The organism is Mesorhizobium sp. 113-3-9, assembly GCF_016756515.1.
Classification (GTDB): domain Bacteria; phylum Pseudomonadota; class Alphaproteobacteria; order Rhizobiales; family Rhizobiaceae; genus Mesorhizobium.
This window is the reverse complement of the sequence record NZ_AP023246.1, coordinates 452,953-469,478: the sequence shown is the minus strand read 5'-3', so window position 1 is coordinate 469,478 and position 16,526 is coordinate 452,953. Positions and strand designations below refer to the sequence as shown.

General features: G+C 65.7%; 10 protein-coding genes. All 10 read right to left on the bottom strand.

Going from position 1 to position 16,526, the window contains the following annotated elements; genetic code table 11:
• Positions 1-16: 16 nt before the first annotated feature.
• The 10 genes from addA to MesoLj_RS02045 all read right to left on the bottom strand — a co-directional run bounded on the left by addA (position 17) and on the right by MesoLj_RS02045 (position 16,404).
• Positions 17-3,523, bottom strand: coding sequence for a double-strand break repair helicase AddA (addA, locus tag MesoLj_RS02090; RefSeq protein ID WP_202324920.1), 3,507 nt, complete (start codon positions 3,521-3,523; stop codon positions 17-19).
• On the bottom strand, positions 3,520-6,654 hold the full coding sequence (gene addB / locus MesoLj_RS02085; RefSeq protein ID WP_202324919.1) for a double-strand break repair protein AddB: 3,135 nt from the start codon (positions 6,652-6,654) through the stop codon (positions 3,520-3,522). Before addB ends, addA begins: the two co-directional genes overlap by 4 nt.
• On the bottom strand, positions 6,651-7,325 hold the full coding sequence (locus MesoLj_RS02080; RefSeq protein ID WP_244735505.1) for a nucleotidyltransferase family protein: 675 nt from the start codon (positions 7,323-7,325) through the stop codon (positions 6,651-6,653). Before MesoLj_RS02080 ends, addB begins: the two co-directional genes overlap by 4 nt.
• 68 nt (positions 7,326-7,393) lie before the next feature.
• A complete protein-coding gene (tsaE, locus tag MesoLj_RS02075) occupies positions 7,394-8,905 on the bottom strand; it encodes a tRNA (adenosine(37)-N6)-threonylcarbamoyltransferase complex ATPase subunit type 1 TsaE (RefSeq protein ID WP_202324918.1) in 1,512 nt (503 codons plus the stop codon).
• A gap of 8 nt (positions 8,906-8,913) precedes the next feature.
• The gene (locus MesoLj_RS02070; protein WP_202324917.1) at positions 8,914-11,466 is read right to left on the bottom strand and encodes a sensor histidine kinase; all 2,553 of its coding nucleotides are present in this window, start codon (positions 11,464-11,466) and stop codon (positions 8,914-8,916) included.
• A 199-nt stretch (positions 11,467-11,665) separates the two neighbouring features.
• Positions 11,666-13,066, bottom strand: coding sequence for an adenosylhomocysteinase (gene ahcY, locus MesoLj_RS02065; protein WP_064985125.1), 1,401 nt, complete (start codon positions 13,064-13,066; stop codon positions 11,666-11,668).
• Between the two features lie 181 nt (positions 13,067-13,247).
• Positions 13,248-13,544, bottom strand: a complete 297-nt coding sequence (locus tag MesoLj_RS02060; RefSeq protein WP_202324916.1) for an HPr family phosphocarrier protein — start codon at positions 13,542-13,544, stop codon at positions 13,248-13,250.
• On the bottom strand, positions 13,541-13,942 hold the full coding sequence (locus MesoLj_RS02055) for a PTS sugar transporter subunit IIA (RefSeq protein WP_010912939.1): 402 nt from the start codon (positions 13,940-13,942) through the stop codon (positions 13,541-13,543). Before MesoLj_RS02055 ends, MesoLj_RS02060 begins: the two co-directional genes overlap by 4 nt.
• A 164-nt stretch (positions 13,943-14,106) precedes the next feature.
• Positions 14,107-14,568, bottom strand: coding sequence for an HPr kinase/phosphorylase (locus MesoLj_RS02050; RefSeq protein ID WP_202324915.1), 462 nt, complete (start codon positions 14,566-14,568; stop codon positions 14,107-14,109).
• 51 nt (positions 14,569-14,619) lie between these two features.
• Positions 14,620-16,404, bottom strand: a complete 1,785-nt coding sequence (locus MesoLj_RS02045) for a sensor histidine kinase (RefSeq protein ID WP_140770252.1) — start codon at positions 16,402-16,404, stop codon at positions 14,620-14,622.
• Between the last annotated feature and the right edge of the window lie 122 nt (positions 16,405-16,526).

Here is a 16,526-nt window from a genome sequence, read left to right as displayed (position 1 = left end):
TCAAGCAGGTCTTGTGTCACGCTCCTGTGAGTCGGGCAAGGGCGTCATCCATGGCCTGGGCCGGCAGTTCGATCAGCCTTGGCGCTTCGGTGAACAAGAGGGCCGCCTTCACTTCGCGCCCAGGATAAAGCGGCTGTAGCAACGCGCGATAAAGCGCCAACTGCAAAAGATAGGCCGGCGGGACTTCAGCCAGCGAGGCAGGCGCCGGCCGGTTGGTCTTGTAGTCGACGATAGAAACCGTGTCGGCGGTCACCGCCAACCGGTCGATCTTGCCGGAAATGGAGCGCCTTTTCCCCCTCACCTCCAGCTTGCCCATGATCGCCACCTCGGCGCGCGACGAGGGCGCGAACAGTTGGCCGAGGCGTGGATCGTCGAGGATGGCAATGACCGACGCAAGCGCCTTGTCCCGCTCGGACGGTGGCCATGCGGCACCTGTTCGCGCGAGATAACGTTCGGCCGCGCCCTGGCGCTCACCCTCGGCAATGCCGGGCAACATCTGCAGCAGCTTGTGCAAAGCGAGCCCGCGCAGCACGGCAAAGCCCGGCTCGGCATCGGCGTCCAGCACCGGTGAAGCCCTGTCGACCACCGCTTCCTTGCCTTCGTCGATCAGCGCCGAGGCGCCGGATGGCGACAGCGGCCGCGGCAGGTCCTCGAAGGGTGGCAAAGCCCGGAACAGGGTCGCCGGCAACGGGTCAAAACCACTGGCCTGCCGCGCCTGTTCACTGGCGCCCGGCGCGACGGGCGGCAGGTTGGTCACGTGGAAACGATGCACCGGGTCGCCGGCGGCGGGATGTGGACGCTGTTCGCTCTCGGGCGCACCGATCAAGGCGCGGCTCACGATCGAATGCCAGGTGCCGGCATTCGGCGCCCGCTTGCCATGGTAACCGCAGACGATCAGCCGATCCTCGGCACGGGTCATGCCGACATAGAGCAAGCGGCGGTATTCGTCGTCGGCGAGTTCCCGCGCCCGCACCGCCGCGGCCCTGGAAAAGCCGTTGGCGACGTCGCTGGCCGAGCGCCAGAGATAGCCCTTGCCGTCCCAGTATGTGCCCGAGCCCTTGAAAGGCATCAGGCGCGGCAGATGCTGGTCGCTGAACGGGGCGGAGCCGCCATCGACCAGGAACACGACCGGCGCCTCCAAACCCTTGGCCGCGTGCACGGTCATGACGCGGACCTCGTCACGGGTCTGGTCCATCTCGCGCTTGATCTCGGGACCGGCATTTTCCAGCGTCGACAGGAAGGCCTCCAGCCCGGGTAGGCCGGTCCGCTCCTCGGCAAGGCAGAAGCTCAGGAACTCGTCGAGAATATCGCCGGCCTCCGGCCCGAGCCGCGCGATCATCTTCCGGCGCACGCCATCGCGCGCCAGCAGGCCGGCATAGAATTCGAACACCGGCTTGAAGGCGGCCTCGTCAGCCCAGACGTCGAGTTGCGCGACAATCTTCGCCAGGCGCCCGTTTTCTTCGGCCTGCTGGCGCAGTGACGCTGCCAGCGATACGCCGGGCTGTCTCTGTGCGGCGAGCGTGAACAGCGTCTCCTCCGGCAGGTCGAAGATCGGGCTGCGCAGCACGGCGGCGAGCGACAGGTCGTCCTGCGGCTGGATCAGCAGATGGCCGAGCGCGATCAGGTCCTTGACCGCGATATGGCCGGGCAGGCTCAGCCGGTCGGCGCCGGCGACCGGAATGTCGCGGCGTTTCAAGGCGCGGGTCAGCGCATGGACGAAGCTGTCGCGCTTGCGAACCAGCACCAGCACGTCGCCGGGCCGCAGCCGCTTGCCGCGGCCCTCGATGATTTCGCCCTTGCCGATCCAGCCGGCAATGGTGGCCGCCACATTTTCGGCAACGCGCACCGCCGGCGCGTGGGCATGGTCGATCGCCTGCGTCCAGTCGTCGGGCTCATCGACGGCTTCAGTGCCGAGCGACGGCCAGACCTCGACATAGCCCGGCGCATCGGTGCGGATCGCCTTGTGGCTCAGCGGATCGGGATCGTGGCTGATGCCGCGCCGCACGACGGGATCGGCAAAGACGCGGTCGACGGCGGCCAGTACGTCGTCGGTCGAGCGGAACGACCAGGTCAGCTTGAGGTCGGCGAACGACGCCTCGGCATCGCGCACCCTGCCGGCAAACAGCAGCCGGCTGTCGGCGAAGGAGTCGGGCGCCGCGCCCTGGAAGGAATAGATCGACTGCTTTTCGTCACCGACGGCAAAGACCGTGCGGTGGACCCTGTCGCGCGCGCCGAGCCCGGCGAAAAATTCCTCCGCCAGCCGTTTCACCACCTCCCATTGATCCGGGCTGGTGTCCTGCGCTTCGTCGAGCAGAATGTGGTCGATGCCCTGGTCGAGCTTGTATTGCACCCATGGGCCGGCATCGGGCCGTGCCAGCAGGTTGACCGTGCGGGTGATCAGATCGTTGAAGTCGAGAAAGCCGCGACTGCGCTTCAGCACCTCGTAGCGGGCGATCAGCCAGTCGGCGATGGTCAGCGCCGCACGCGTGCCTTCCAGCATCCGGAACAGCGCCAGCCGGTCGACGGTTTCGATGATGGCTTTAGCCGCCGAGACATAGCGCTCGGCCAGATCCGGCAGGCGGTCGGTCAGAGCCTTCTTGAAGGCCTTTGCCGGATCATAGGGATCGCCATCGGTCTTGAGGAATGCTCTGGCGAGCAATTGCAGGCGGTGAATGGAATCGCTCTCTGCGAAGGCCTGACGCGCATAGGGCAGGATGTTGTTCAGCACCGATCTGGCGTCGGTGGATTCGGCGGCCTGGGCAAAGCCGGCGAAATAATCCGGCAGGAAGCCCGGCAGTGGCCACACCGATGCGGCCAGGCCCTCGGCGGTCTGGCCGGGGCGGAAATGGAATTCGTCGAACAAAGGTTGGAAGCCGTCATGCCCGACCGCATCGAGGAACTCGCGCAAGCCATCGCGCTTGCGCACGATCTCGCCGAGCAACGCATCGAGACCGGCTTCACCGCCGCGCTCCAGAACAGTGGCGAAGGCCTCGGTCAAATCCGCGTCGCCGGCGGCTGAAATCATTTCGCGGCGCGCAGCGGCGAAAAGCGACGCCTCCATCTGGCTGTCGAGCATCTCGAAATGGGCGGGAATGTTGGCTTCCAGCGGGAATTGGTGGAGCACGGATTCGCAGAAGGCGTGGATGGTCTGGATCTTCAGCCCGCCCGGCGTCTCCAGCGCCTCGGCGAACAGGCGACGGGCGCGCCGCATGGTATCGCAGTCCGGCCGGCGCCCTTCCAGGGCTTCGATCTTCACGGCCAGCTCGGCATCACCGAGCACGGTCCAGTCCGACAGAGTGGAAAAAACCCGGTTCGACATGTTGGCGGCGGCGGCGCGCGTGTAGGTCAGGCACAGGATCTTCGACGGGTCGGTGCCGTTGAGCAGCAACCGGATGACGCGCTGGGCCAGCACATGGGTCTTGCCGGAGCCGGCATTGGCAGACACCCAGGCGGAATTCATGGGATCGGCGGCGCGGGCCTGGCTGGTCGCGGTGTCGCTCGGGATGGGATAGGCCTTCTTCATGCCTCCCCTCCCTCGTCGCCGGCATCGCCGCCGGCCGACCATTCGAGCACGCGGGCGAGATGATCGTAGTCGCCGTCGGTCTCGCCTTCACGAAACGGCAGCGCGCGCGACAGGTATCCGGTTTGCGGATCGGCGTAGTGGACCAGCAGCTTTTCCAGCCGTGCCCAGGCTTCCTCGGCGAGATCGGTCGCGGTTCGTGGCTGGCGGTTGTGTTCGAGGATGGACTCCTCGAACACCTCGCCATTCGGCTTCAGCCTGATGAAGGCCAGTTGCGACGGTTCACGCGCACCCAGATCCTTGAAGGCGCCGCGCCTCAGCAGTGCGCCTTCCAGCGCCAGTTGCGGCGCCAGCAGCGTGTGCGCCTGCGCCTTGGAGGGCGAGGAGCCTGTCTTGTAGTCCAGAATATCGGCCATCCCGCCGGCCAGCAGGTCGACGCGGTCGGCGTAGCCGGACAGCGTCACGCCGGACTGGCCGACGACGGTCTTTCCCGCCCTCTCTTCCGCATGTCGTTGGACCACCGCATCGGCGCGTGTGCGCTCCCATTCGATGATGTTGGCGGCGAGCTTCTCGAAGCGCGGCCACCACACCGCCTCGACATCGGCTGGAAGGGCAGCCTCGGCAAAGCAGGCGCGGCCGGCGGCAATGAGGCCGGCCAGCGCCTCGGGCGCGCGCGGATCGGCCACCTTGGATGAGAACAGATGCAGGATGGCATGGAACAGCGTGCCGCGCTCGGCCGCGCCGGGGTCGCGGATCACAGGATCGAGCGGCATCAGGCCGAGGATCCGTCTTGCGTAGACGGCGTAGGGATCGCGGCGCAACGTCTCGATCTCGGTGACCGAGAAATGCGTCGGGCGCACCTGCAGCGGCGGCTTCGGTTGCGGCCGCGGCGCGAAATCCTGCTTCGGTCCGGTATCGAGAGCACGAGCCCAGGCGAGCAGCTCGTCGCCGCGCCCGCGCAGGGTTGCCGCCTGCTCGTTGCCGATGAAGGTGAGCAGCCGCTGCAGCCAGCGCGATGGCACGGCGGGTGCGTCGCCGGAACGCGCCGAGCGGGCCAGCAGAACCTTCTTCGCACCCATGGCCATCTGGAAATCATGCGCGGCAAGGCCGATGCGCCGTTCCGGCGGTTCGAGATCGATGCCGGTCTTCATCAGCCGCGACATGAAGCGGTCGCTCTCCGGCTTGCGCGGCCAGACGCCTTCGTTGAGCCCGCCAATGACCAGCGTGTCCACGTCCTGCAGCCGCGCTTCCAGCGCGCCCCAGATGGCGATGTTCCGGTCGGTGCCTTGCGCCGGCTTGACCGTTTCGGGCGCGATCAGCGCGTCCATCACATCGGGCCATTCGCTCGCCGCGAACGACAGCGGCGCCGAAGCGGCGACCAGCCCGCGCAGCAGTTCGGCGAGCTTTTCTCCGGCGTCACCAGCATAGAGGTCGGCAAGGCCGCCATCGGCGGCGCGGCCGAGATTTTCCAGGGCCACAACGCTGGCTTTGACCAAGGCGGCAAGATCGGCATCCGCCTGGCCGCGAAAGGCCATCAGCGGAGCCAGGGCTTGCTTCAGACCTTCGAGCAAATTCCGTGCGCTTTCGATGGCGCGCACGGTCAGACGGGAAAACCAGAAGGGTGGCCGGCTGTCATCGTCGAGCCCAATGAGGCGGGTTTCGAACAGTTCCGGCAGTGATGCGATGTCGGGACGGCCGGTGCCGCCGCGCAACGCCACCAGTTCGACCAGTTCCGCCGCATGGCGCACGTCAGCGCGTTCGAGGCCGAGGCCGAGCAGCGGATGCTTGAGCAGTGACAAGAGGCCGACCGGATCGCCCGGCCGGAACACCGCCTCGAGCGCCAGCCTGAGCAGGCTGGCCGCCGGACTGTTGGCGAGCGGCGTGCCGCCGGAATCATCGGCGACAACGCCGAAGCGCTTGAGTTCGACCGAGACACGCCGCGCCAGCGCGCGATCGCCGGTGACGAGGGCAGCTCTTTGGCCCGGCTCCTCTACCGCCTGCTTCAGGGCAACCGCGATGGCGACGGCTTCGTCGCGCTCGCTGGCTGCTTCAAGCAGGGTCACGCCGGCGAAGGCACCTGCAATATCGGGTGCCGAAAAACCATTGCGCGTTTCGGCCCACAATTCGGTGGTCTCGGCTGGCCGCAGTGCTTCGCCGACAAGCGCGGCGCGAAGCGCGAGGTGCGGTTCGGCGGCACTGACTTCCTCGACATCCGAGCGCAGCACGCCGATCTTGCCGATCAGCCTGGCGAGGCCATATTGCGGATGGCCAAGCACCGCAGGCCGCGCTCCGGGAGCGATGAGCGCCTGGAAGGATGCCTCGTCCAGCGTGCGGTCGAGCCCGGGCAGCACGATGGCCCCGCCGGGCAGGCGGGCGATCGCGGCAAGCAGCTCCGCCGTGGCCGGTATCGAGCCGGTCGATCCCGCTGCGATGACCGGTCCAGGCGGCGGATTGCGCCGCAGCCGCGCCGCCTCGGAGCGGATCAGCGCGCTGCGATGCGCGGCCGGATTGGAGCGGTCGCTTTCACTGAGGAATTTCGGCCAGGCATCGGTGACGATGCCGAGGAATTCGAGCGTTACCTGCCACCAGCCGGCGAGGTTGCCGGTCACCAGGCCTTCAAGCTTTGCCCAGTCGGTGCCTTCCGTCTCGATCTCGTCCATCAGCGCCGCGAGGTCGCGCGCCAGCCAGATCGCGTCTGCGGTGGACGCGGGAATGACGATCTCCTCCGCGAAAAGCTTCGCCACATGCTCCGGCAGCCGGCGCTTCCAGGCGCGCACCAGCGGCGTCAGCAGCAACAGGCGTTCGATTGCCGAGATCGGTGGCGCGAGATCGATCGCCGCCGATGGCTCGGCATCGAACGCCGCTTCGTCCTCGTCGAACTCGCCGAGCGGACGGATGACCGGCAGGATCGCCGAACCGCCGCCGCCGCGCGCCGCGAGACTGTCGACGAAGACACCGCGCAAGGCGCGCGCGGCACGGCGCGTCGGCACATAGATGGTGACATCGGCCAGAGCGAGCGGATCGCCGTCGAAGCGAAATCCGGGAACCAGTCGACCGGCAAGCAGCGCCTCGGCCAGCGTCGGCAGAAACGGCGCTCCGGGGGGGATGGAGAAAACGCGGCCTGTGCCGCTCATTGCGACTCGGTCAGCGCGCCGGCGACTGCCGCTTCAGCGAGCGCAATGGCATCGGGCGTGCCGACAGTGATCCAGTGGCCGTGCATCGGCATGCCGAACAGGCGGCCGGCGGCGATGGCTTTGTCGAAATAGGCGTTGAGCGAATGCGGTTCGGCGGATGCGTCCGCGAACAGGCGCGGATGGACGATCGCCGCGCCGGCATAGATCAGGCCTGCCGGATCGCCTTTTGAACGCCGCAAGGTGCCGTCCGGCGCCACCAGGAAGTCGGTTGAGCCGCAGTGTCCGGTCGCTTGATGGAGATCCGCCAGCATCAGCAGAATATCCATTTTCGCGGCGTCCCATGCAAGGGCGAGGCGGCCGAGATTGAGTGGGCCGTGGTCGATCCAGAACGTGTCGGCGTTGAGGATGTAGAAGGGTTGTTCGCCCAGTTCCGGCAGCGCCTTGACGATGCCGCCGGCCGAATCGAGCAGCCGGTCGCTCTCGTCGGAAATGATGATGCGGGGCACATGGCGCGTCGCGACATGGGCAACGATCTGTTCGGGAAGATAGTGGACGTTGACGACGGCCTTGGCGACGCCGGCGGCGGCTAGGCTGTCGAGACCCCAGTCGAGCAAGGTCTTGCCGGCGATCCTGACCAGCGGCTTGGGGATGGTGTCGGTGATCGGCCGCATGCGCTTGCCGAGCCCGGCGGCGAGTACGATTGCAGTTTGGGGCACAATGGCAGTGTCCGGTCTTGCTGTCACAGCGCTCGTTCCTCCAGCAGCCCGTGCGTGCCGTAGAAATCCTTCAAGCTGGCGAGCGCCGGATGGGACAGCGCCCGGCGCAGATAGTCGCGGATACGCGGCAGGTGTCTGAGATAATAAGGTTTGCCGTCGCGCTTTTCGAGACGCACGAAAATGCCGAGGATCTTTGAATTGCGCTGCGCGGCCATGATTGCATAGGCTTCCAGGAAGCTCGCTTCGTTGAAAGCCCCTGCCGCATGTCGCGCCGCGACATAGGCATCAAGTGTCTGCTTTTCGATCGCGGACGACAGGGTGACACGGGCATCCATGGCAAGCGAGGCGACGTCATAGGCCGACGGGCCGATAAGCGCGTCCTGAAAGTCCACGATGCCCAGCCGGTCATGCCCGGAGCGGTCGCCGCGCCAGATGATGTTGGGCGAATGGAAGTCGCGCAGCATCAGCGTGTATTCGCTTGCCTGCAGCCGGTCGAAAAGCGCGTTCCATTGCCTGGCGTAGCCCGTGCGCAGATCTTGGCTGGCCGGGCCACCCGATATGGCCGGCACATACCAGTCGACCAAAAGATCGGCTTCGATCATCATCGCATCGCGATCGAAAGGCGGCACCTCGTGGAAGCTGCCCGGTCCGGCTTGCAGGCGCCGCGGCCAGGTCTTGCCATGCATCATGGCCAGCAGTTCGGCGGCCGCCGCGTAGCGTTCGGCCACCGGCTCGCCGTCCTTGCCTAGAAACCCTTCGGAACCGAGATGCTCGAGCAGCAGAAACCCCTGGTCCTGGTCCTCGGCATGGATTTGCGGAACGCTGACGCCGCCGGCCTTCAAGGCGCGGTCGATGGCGACGAAGGCCGAGACCGACTGGGCGGTGTGCGCGATCACGGCATAGGGCTTGCCGTCGCGCACCGGCGGGCCAAGCACCAGCCGCGGCGAGTTCATCAGCACGCGCGGCTCCTGGCCGGCAAGCGTTACGATCTCATAGGAACGGGCCGAGGCATCGCCGATGAAATGGCGGCGCCGCGCTGTCCCCCAGCCGGCGCTGTCGAGAAAATCGCGCATGGCCAGGGACCGCGCCGCCCGCTCGAAGGTCGCGCCTTGCCCCGACAGCCGCGCCAGCCGCCCTTCGCCATGCTGGACGAGTTCGATCGACAGCGCTGTCTTCGGCAGATAGCCCTCCGCCCGCTCGGGCCATTCGACCAGGGCTGCCCCTTGCGTCAGCGCTTCATCGAAGCCGAGTTCGTCGAGCTCGCTCGCCGACGCCAGGCGGTAGAGGTCGAAATGATGCACTGGAATGCGCGTGTCGTAGCTCTGCACCAAAGTGAAGGTCGGGCTCGGCACGTCGAGGCCGGCATCGTCCGCAAGCGTTCGGATCAGAGCCCGCGCAAGTGTCGACTTGCCGGCGCCGAGATCGCCTTTGAGCGCCAGCACATCGCCGGCACGCAGCGCCAGCGCCAGATCCTCGCCCAGCCGCGCGGTCTGTGTCTCATCAGGGAGCAAACGCTCCAGCACAAGCCCCGTCATCGAGCGCGCTACTCGGCCGCGGCGCGGATGCCGGGCATGTCGGGGAAGGTGCAGATGACGGTCGTGCCCTTGTCCTTGCCGGTTTCGATGCGAACGCCGCCGCCATGCAGTTCAACGAAGCTCTTGACGATCGACAGGCCAAGGCCGGCGCCGCGCCTGCGGCCGCCATTGGTACGCGGTTCGAAGCGGCGGAACACCGAATCCAGCACATCCGGCGGCATGCCGGGGCCGTCGTCATGAACCGAGAATTCCACCCCGTCCGCCAACTGGCGGCAGGCGAGCCGGATGCTGCTGGCTTCCGGCGCGTAATTGGCGGCGTTGCTGAGCAGATTGTAGAGGATCTGGCGGATGCGGGTCTCATCGCCGTGGAAGGTCTTCGGCGCAGCGGTGGCATCGACCACGAGTCGGATCGAATGCTCCTGCAGCCGGTCAGCAACCAGTTCCGCCGCCGCCGCGATCGTGCGGTCGACATGAACCTCCGAAATGTCGAGCTGCATGATGCCGGCGTCGACGGTCGCAAGGTCCAGTATGTCGTTGACGATGGTCAGCAGGACCGAGGAGGACGAGCTGACATGCTCGACATATTCGCGCTGCTTTTGATTCAGCGGCCCGGTCGTTGGCCCTGAAAGCAGTTCGGTGAAGCCGATGATGTTGGTCAGCGGCGAGCGCAGCTCGTAGGACACGTGCTGGACGAAGTCGTTCTTGAGCTGATCCGACTTTTCCAGCGCCTCGTTCTTGTCCTTCAGCGCGCGTTCGACACGGACGCTGTCGGTGACGTCGACGAAGGTCATCATCACTTGCCCGTTGGGCAGTGGAATCACGGCGTAACGCAGCACGGTGCCGTTGTTGAGCTCGCTCTGGCCGTGACGGTCGCGGCGCTCATCGTCGAACCCGGTGATGGCGGCAACGAAGCCCGGCCAGGGGCTGTCGACCGCCTGCCGGTCGCAAAGATCACGGATCGTCGACACGTGCACGTTAGGCTTGGCGGCGTCCGCGCTCAGCCCCCACAGCGTGGCAAAGGCCGGGTTCGACAGCCGCAGCCGGCCATCGGGGCCGAACACCGCCACACCCTCGGCGAGATTGTCGAGCGTTTCGCCCTGGACCCGCACCGCGGTCCGGTAGCGGCTTTCCAGGTCCATCTTCTCGGTCAGGTTCTCGAACACCCAGGTGACGCCGCCCTTGGGCTGCGGGTTGGCAACGACGCGAATGGTCTTGCCATCCGGGAGATGCCACCAATGTTCCTGCGATTCGACCGCGCGGTAGGCGCCGAGCAGGCCTTCCTTCCAGCGGCGCCATTCAGGTTGTTCGGCGATCTTGCCTTCGCTGCGCAGCCGGTCGAGCAAAAGCGCATTGTCCGGGGCGCTGTGCAGGAAGCCGCTGTCGAGCCCCCACAGCTTCTGGAATGCCTGGTTGAAGAAGCGCAGCTTCTCGTCGGTGTCGAAGATGGCAACGGCGGTGTTGAGCTGGTCGAGCGTGTCGGCGTGGCTGCGCACCGTCCGCTCATATTCGCCGCGGATGGTCTCGATCGCGCTGGTGTCGCAGGCAAGCCCGGCCGAACCGTCGCCGCCGGCGACGTCGGTCACCGCGAACACGCGGCGGTCGCCTTCGATCACAGTGGAAAGCGACTGCTCGAAGACCGGATGTGATTTGTGTTGGGTGGCAATGGCCTCGCGCGCCTGGCCGCCAAGAAACTCCTTGGCGTCGCGGACGGCGGCTTCCGCACTCTCGGCTTCGACCGCGTCGGCATAGGCCCGGTTGACCCATTTCAGGCGTCCGTGCTCGTCGCGCAGCCATGCCGGCATCTTCAGCGCCTCGAGCAGGCCGATCATCGTGTCATGGTCGGCGGCCAGCCGCTGGTTCTCGATCATCAGCCGGGCCTGGCTGCGCTGCGTCTCGGAAAGCGAGACAAACCGCACCAATATATGCGCGGCACTCTTGCGGCCGTGCACTTCGAGCGGTGCGCCGGCCTGCGATTCGATGACCAGGTCGAAAGGCCTCGCCTTTTCGCGCAAGCCCGCGACCGCATGTTCGAGTGCCGCCGCCGAGCGCGGCATCAGCCAGCGGCCGAAAGCGAGGAAAGCCGCCCGCTCCTCGGGGGCGCCGCTTTCGACCGGCAATGTGCCGACGAGTTCGGGTTTCTTGTTCTCCGAGGCCCAGACGACCACGCGCTGGTCGCGCAGATTGAGCAACGCTTCCGACCGGCGCAGTGCGGCGTTGACGTCGGCGACGCGGCTTCTCAGTTCGACATTCTCCGCCGAGGTGCGGGCCCGCTCGCGGATGAGAACGATGGCCGACAGCAGCGCCGCGCCCGTCACGCCGACGAACACCGCAAGCTGCATGACTTCGACCGTGCTGATCGACAGGCCGGCGGTCGCCACGGCGGCGGTCTCGGCATGCGCCACGGCGCCTGCCAAAGGCCAGGCCAGTGCCGAACTGGCCAACAGTCCCGCACGGGCACGCCATGAAAGGCGTCCGCCCTGGATGGCCGAGCCTAAGGTCCCCGAATCGTCATGGCCGCCGGAAACGGCCGATCCCGCTCCGTGCGGGTTTTGCCCCGGCATGTCTTGGTCCTCTCCGCCGCCTGAATGCAAGACCGCCCTGAAACGCGCCTCTCTGATCCCCTCTCGGGCCGGAAGCGTCGCGAATCACCTGACAATAAACCCTCGCCGAATCGCCGTGAAGGCTGATCGCGCGCAAAAATAAAGCCGGGCGAAAAGTCAATCGCCCGGCGTCAATATATGGTAGCAAATTTAGCTTTGGTTAATAGCGGTAGTGTTCCGGCTTGAACGGACCCTGCGGCGTGACGCCGATATAGGCGGCCTGCTCACCCGACAGTTCGGTCAGGCGGGCGCCGAGCTTGTCGAGGTGCAGGCGCGCGACCTTCTCGTCGAGATGCTTGGGCAGGACATAGACCTGGTTCTGGTACTGCTCGCCCTTGGTGAACAGCTCGATCTGGGCCAGAACCTGGTTGGTGAAGGAGGCCGACATGACGAAGCTCGGATGGCCGGTGGCATTGCCGAGATTGAGCAGGCGGCCTTCCGACAAGAGGATCATCCGCTTGCCGTCCGGGAAGGTGATCATGTCGACCTGCGGCTTGACGTTGGTCCACTTCAGATTGCGCAGCGACGCGACCTGGATCTCGTTGTCGAAGTGGCCGATATTGCCGACGATCACCATGTCCTTCATCGACCGCATGTGGTCGAGGGTGACGACATCCTTGTTGCCGGTGGTGGTGATGACGATGTCGGCGGTCGGAGCCGCGTCTTCCAGCGTGACGACTTCAAAGCCGTCCATCGCCGCCTGCAGGGCGCAGATCGGATCGACCTCGGTGACCTTGACGCGGGCGCCGGCGCCCTTGAGCGAGGCGGACGAGCCCTTGCCGACGTCGCCATAACCGCAGACGACCGCGACCTTGCCGGCCATCATCGTATCGGTGCCGCGGCGGATGCCGTCGACCAGCGATTCCTTGCAGCCGTACTTGTTGTCGAATTTCGACTTGGTGACCGAGTCGTTGACGTTGATGGCGGGGAAGGGCAGCAGGCCCTTCTTCTGCAACTGGTATAGCCGGTTGACGCCGGTGGTCGTCTCTTCGGTGACGCCGCGGATCGCCGCTTTCTGCTTGGTGAAGAAGCCGGGCGAAGCCTTCAGGCGCTTCTTGACCTGGGCGTAGAAATATTCCTCTTCCTCGCTCTGCGGGTTGGACAGCACGTCCTCGCCGGCCTCGGCGCGGGCGCCGATCAGGATGTACATGGTGGCATCGCCACCGTCGTCCAGGATCATGTTGGAGAGGCCGCCGTCTGTCCACTGGAAGATCCGGTCGGTGTAGTCCCAGTACTGTTCGAGGCTCTCGCCCTTGACGGCGAAGACAGGAATGCCGGCCTCGGCGATCGCCGCGGCGGCATGGTCCTGGGTCGAGAAGATGTTGCAGGACGCCCAGCGGATATCGGCGCCGAGCGCCTTCAGCGTCTCGATCAGCACCGCGGTCTGGATCGTCATGTGCAGCGAACCGGTGATGCGCGCGCCCTTCAGCGGCTTCTTGGCGCCGAACTCCTCGCGGCAGGCCATCAGCCCCGGCATTTCGGTTTCGGCGATATCGAGTTCCTTGCGGCCCCAGCCGGCAAGCGAGATGTCGGCGACCACATAATCCTTGCTACCCGTCATGGCAGTGCTCCGATGCGAATTGTTATGCTGCGAATTGGTTGCGGATGCGCCCGCGCCGGTCGGCGCGTCGAAGGGCGCGAATTGCCGGCCTGACTAGCAGATCGATGTCGAAACGACAATGGGATATAAAGAAATCTTTATCCCTGCATGTCTCGCAAGCATGCCTTGGCGATGCAGGGGATCAGCATTCCTCGCCGAAGCGGGAGGCGACAAGCTGCTCCAGCGCGTCCATCACTTCGAGCGCCTCGGGTCCGCTGGCGGTGACGCGGATGGAGTAGCCCGGGCTGGCGGCCAGCATCATCAGGCCCATGATCGACGTGCCGCCGACCTTGACGCCGTCCTTCTCGACATGGACCGCGGCATTGAAGCCGCTGGCGAGCTGGACGAATTTCGCCGAGGCGCGTGCATGCAGGCCGCGCTGGTTGACGATCGGAAACTCCCGGACAATCTGCTCTTTTTCCGATGATAGCGCGTTCATTTGCTGCTCAGAAGCTGGCTGGCGACATTGATGTATTTGCGGCCGGCAGCCTGCGCCTCATCGAGCGCGGCCGCCATGTTGTCGCCCTTGCGGATCGACGACAGCTTGATCAGCATCGGCAGGTTCATGCCGGCGATCACCTCGGTGCGGCCGGACTCCATCACCGAGATGGCAAGGTTCGACGGCGTGCCGCCGAACATGTCGGTCAGCACGATGACGCCGGCTCCGGTATCGACACGGGCGACGGCGTCGACGATATCGCGGCGACGCTGTTCCATATCGTCGTCGGCACCGATCGCCACGGTTTCGAAATTGTCTTGTGGCCCGACGACATGTTCGACGGCATGTCGGAACTCGGTGGCCAGTTGACCGTGCGTTACAAGCACGAGTCCGATCATTCTTTGGTGGCTCCCGTCATCGCCGCTTCACAGGCGCATTTTATGCTCGCCAGCCATTCCAGGCGGCGGGAGCGCTATCTTGTCGACGCGCGGCCCGTTGACAAGCCCAAAATTGCGCCTGCCCATGCCATTTTGACGCATTGCAGCAAAAAATGCCGGGCGGATCATAGAAAAGGCATGATGGACAGCCGCGCCATCACGGCGGGCAGGGCAGCCTGGACATTGCGTTCGGCCAGATCGATCCGTGGCACCACGCACCCGGCGATCTCGTCACTGGCGTCCTCCTGGAAGCGCGCGATCTCGCCGGCCGGCAGCAGGCGTATATGCAGGTCGATGACGCAGGCGGGTTCGAACGGCAGCGGCCGGGGTCCAAGTCCCGGCACTTCGGCAAGGCCGGCGATGGTGGCGGGTACGCGGCATACCAGCCGCCCCGCATGCGCCTCCCCCCCATGCGCCTCGATGAAAAGCTGGTCGTCGCCGACCAGCCGTGAGAACAATCCGCGCTGACGGCAATGGTCGATGAGCGTCAGCGCCAATGTCGTCTTGCCTGAACCGGACGCGCCGCTGACCAGAATGCCACGTTCGCCGATCAGCACCGCCGTCGCGTGAATGTTTTCAGGCCGCACGGATCACGTCTTTTTGCAACGGACATGATCCCGCTGCCCTTCGGTTCGGGATCATGCTTCGGCCGGCAGCGTCACGACGAAGCGCGCGCCCTTGATCTCGCCGGGCTTGGTGCCGGGAATGTTCTCGGCGGTCAGCGTGCCGCCATGGGCTTCGACGATCTGCCTGGAGATCGACAGGCCAAGGCCCGAATTCTGGCCGAACGCCTCGCCGGCCGGCCGGTCGGTGTAGAAGCGCTCGAAGATGCGGTCGATGTTGTCGGCGCGGATGCCGGGACCGTTGTCGTCGACGGTGAGGATATTGAACTTGCCGGCGCGCGCCAGCGAAAGGCTGATGTGGCCGTGGTCCTCGGGAACGAAGGAGCGCGCATTCTCGATCAAATTGGTGATGACCTGGCCGATACGCAGATCGTGGCCGACGACGAAATAGCCTTTGACACCCTGCGGCAACTTGGCGACCTTGAGTTCGATCTCGACCGCTTTCTTGTTGCGGGTGGCCTCGCGCGACACGGCGACCAGATCGGTGACGAATTTCTTCAGGTCCACGGTTCCCGCGTCTTCGCGCGCGAGTTCGGCGTCGAGACGGGAGGCGTCGGAAATGTCGGTGATGAGCCGGTCCAGCCGCCGGACGTCATGCTGGATGATCTCCATCAGCCGGCTGCGCGAATTGTCGTTCTTGGCCAGCGGCAGGGTCTCCACCGCGCTGCGCAGCGACGTCAGCGGGTTCTTCAATTCATGGGAAACGTCGGCGGCGAAGCTTTCGATCGCCTCGATGCGGGCATAGAGCGCGTTGGTCATGTCGCGCACCGCGACCGACAGATTGCCGATCTCGTCCTGCCGGTCGGAAAAGTCCGGGATCTCCTCGCGGCTCTTGACGCCGCGCCTGACCCGCACCGCCGCCGCCGACAGCCGGCGCAGAGGGTTGGCGATGGTCGAGGCCAAAAGCATCGACAGGATGGCGGTGACGAGTGCCGCGATGCCGAAGACGCGCAGGATCGCCTTGCGCTCGGCGGCGACGATCTTGTCGATGTCTCCGCCCTCGGTCGACAGCATCAGCACGCCGAGAACGGCGCGGAAGCGCTGGATCGGCACCGCCACCGAAACGATCTGCTCGCCCTGTTCCGAGACGCGCACGATGGTCGACGGGCTGCCGGTCAGCGCCTTGACCACTTCCGGGAAGGCCGCGCCATTGCCGCCCGGCTGTTCGTGATAGACCGGCAGGTCGGTGTTGCGGAAGAAGTCGAAGATGAACTTCTGGATGCGCTCGACAAGGTCGGGCTCTTCCTCGTCGACCGGCGGCAGGTCGTAGCGCAGGATCTGGCCGCGCGAATAGAGATGGCGCGAATCGAGCAGCAGATTGGCGTCGCGGTCATAGATGCGTGCCCGCGTCCGGGTCGGCGAGATCAACCGCCGCAGCACCGGCGCGACACGTTCGGGATTGATCGGGAAATCCAGATTGTCGAGCTGGTCGGAGCCCGGCCCCAGGCTTTCGCCGGCCTGCAGCTCAAGCAGCTTTTCCGGGTCGATGCTGATCGAATCGGTCTCGACCGTCGCCGATGCCGCGATCGCGCCGGCGATGATCTCGCCCTGCGTCATCAGGCTTTCGACGCGGGCATCGATCAGCCCGTCGCGGAAGGTGTTGAGGTAGAGGATGCCGGTGACCAGGACGGCCAGGCCGGCAAGGTTGAGGAACAGAATGCGCCGCGTCAGGCTGGAGAAGATGTGATGGCCGAGGAAGCGGCGCATCGGCACGGTAATCTTCGACACGAAGGACGGCATGATGCGCGACGGCCGCCTGGCAGCGCCCGCCGGTCTTGTTCGCTGTGCTTCCACTGCCATCGAATAGCAGGCCCTGCCTAGTTAGTGAGTGGTGAGTAGGCAGTAGGGAATAGAGAAATGGTTGGCTGAGATCGCGGCGATGGCCGCTCGCACCATTCAAAACTGACTACCGACTATTCCCT

Coding starts and splice junctions, on each gene's coding strand:
- addA (WP_202324920.1), bottom strand. CDS start 3,523: ATGAAGAAGGCCTATCCCATCCCGAGCGACACCGCGACCAGCCAGGCC.
- MesoLj_RS02060 (WP_202324916.1), bottom strand. CDS start 13,544: ATGAACGCGCTATCATCGGAAAAAGAGCAGATTGTCCGGGAGTTTCCG.
- ahcY (WP_064985125.1), bottom strand. CDS start 13,066: ATGACGGGTAGCAAGGATTATGTGGTCGCCGACATCTCGCTTGCCGGC.
- MesoLj_RS02080 (WP_244735505.1), bottom strand. CDS start 7,325: ATGCGGCCGATCACCGACACCATCCCCAAGCCGCTGGTCAGGATCGCC.
- MesoLj_RS02045 (WP_140770252.1), bottom strand. CDS start 16,404: ATGGCAGTGGAAGCACAGCGAACAAGACCGGCGGGCGCTGCCAGGCGG.
- tsaE (WP_202324918.1), bottom strand. CDS start 8,905: ATGACGGGGCTTGTGCTGGAGCGTTTGCTCCCTGATGAGACACAGACC.
- MesoLj_RS02055 (WP_010912939.1), bottom strand. CDS start 13,942: ATGATCGGACTCGTGCTTGTAACGCACGGTCAACTGGCCACCGAGTTC.
- MesoLj_RS02070 (WP_202324917.1), bottom strand. CDS start 11,466: ATGCCGGGGCAAAACCCGCACGGAGCGGGATCGGCCGTTTCCGGCGGC.
- addB (WP_202324919.1), bottom strand. CDS start 6,654: ATGAGCGGCACAGGCCGCGTTTTCTCCATCCCCCCCGGAGCGCCGTTT.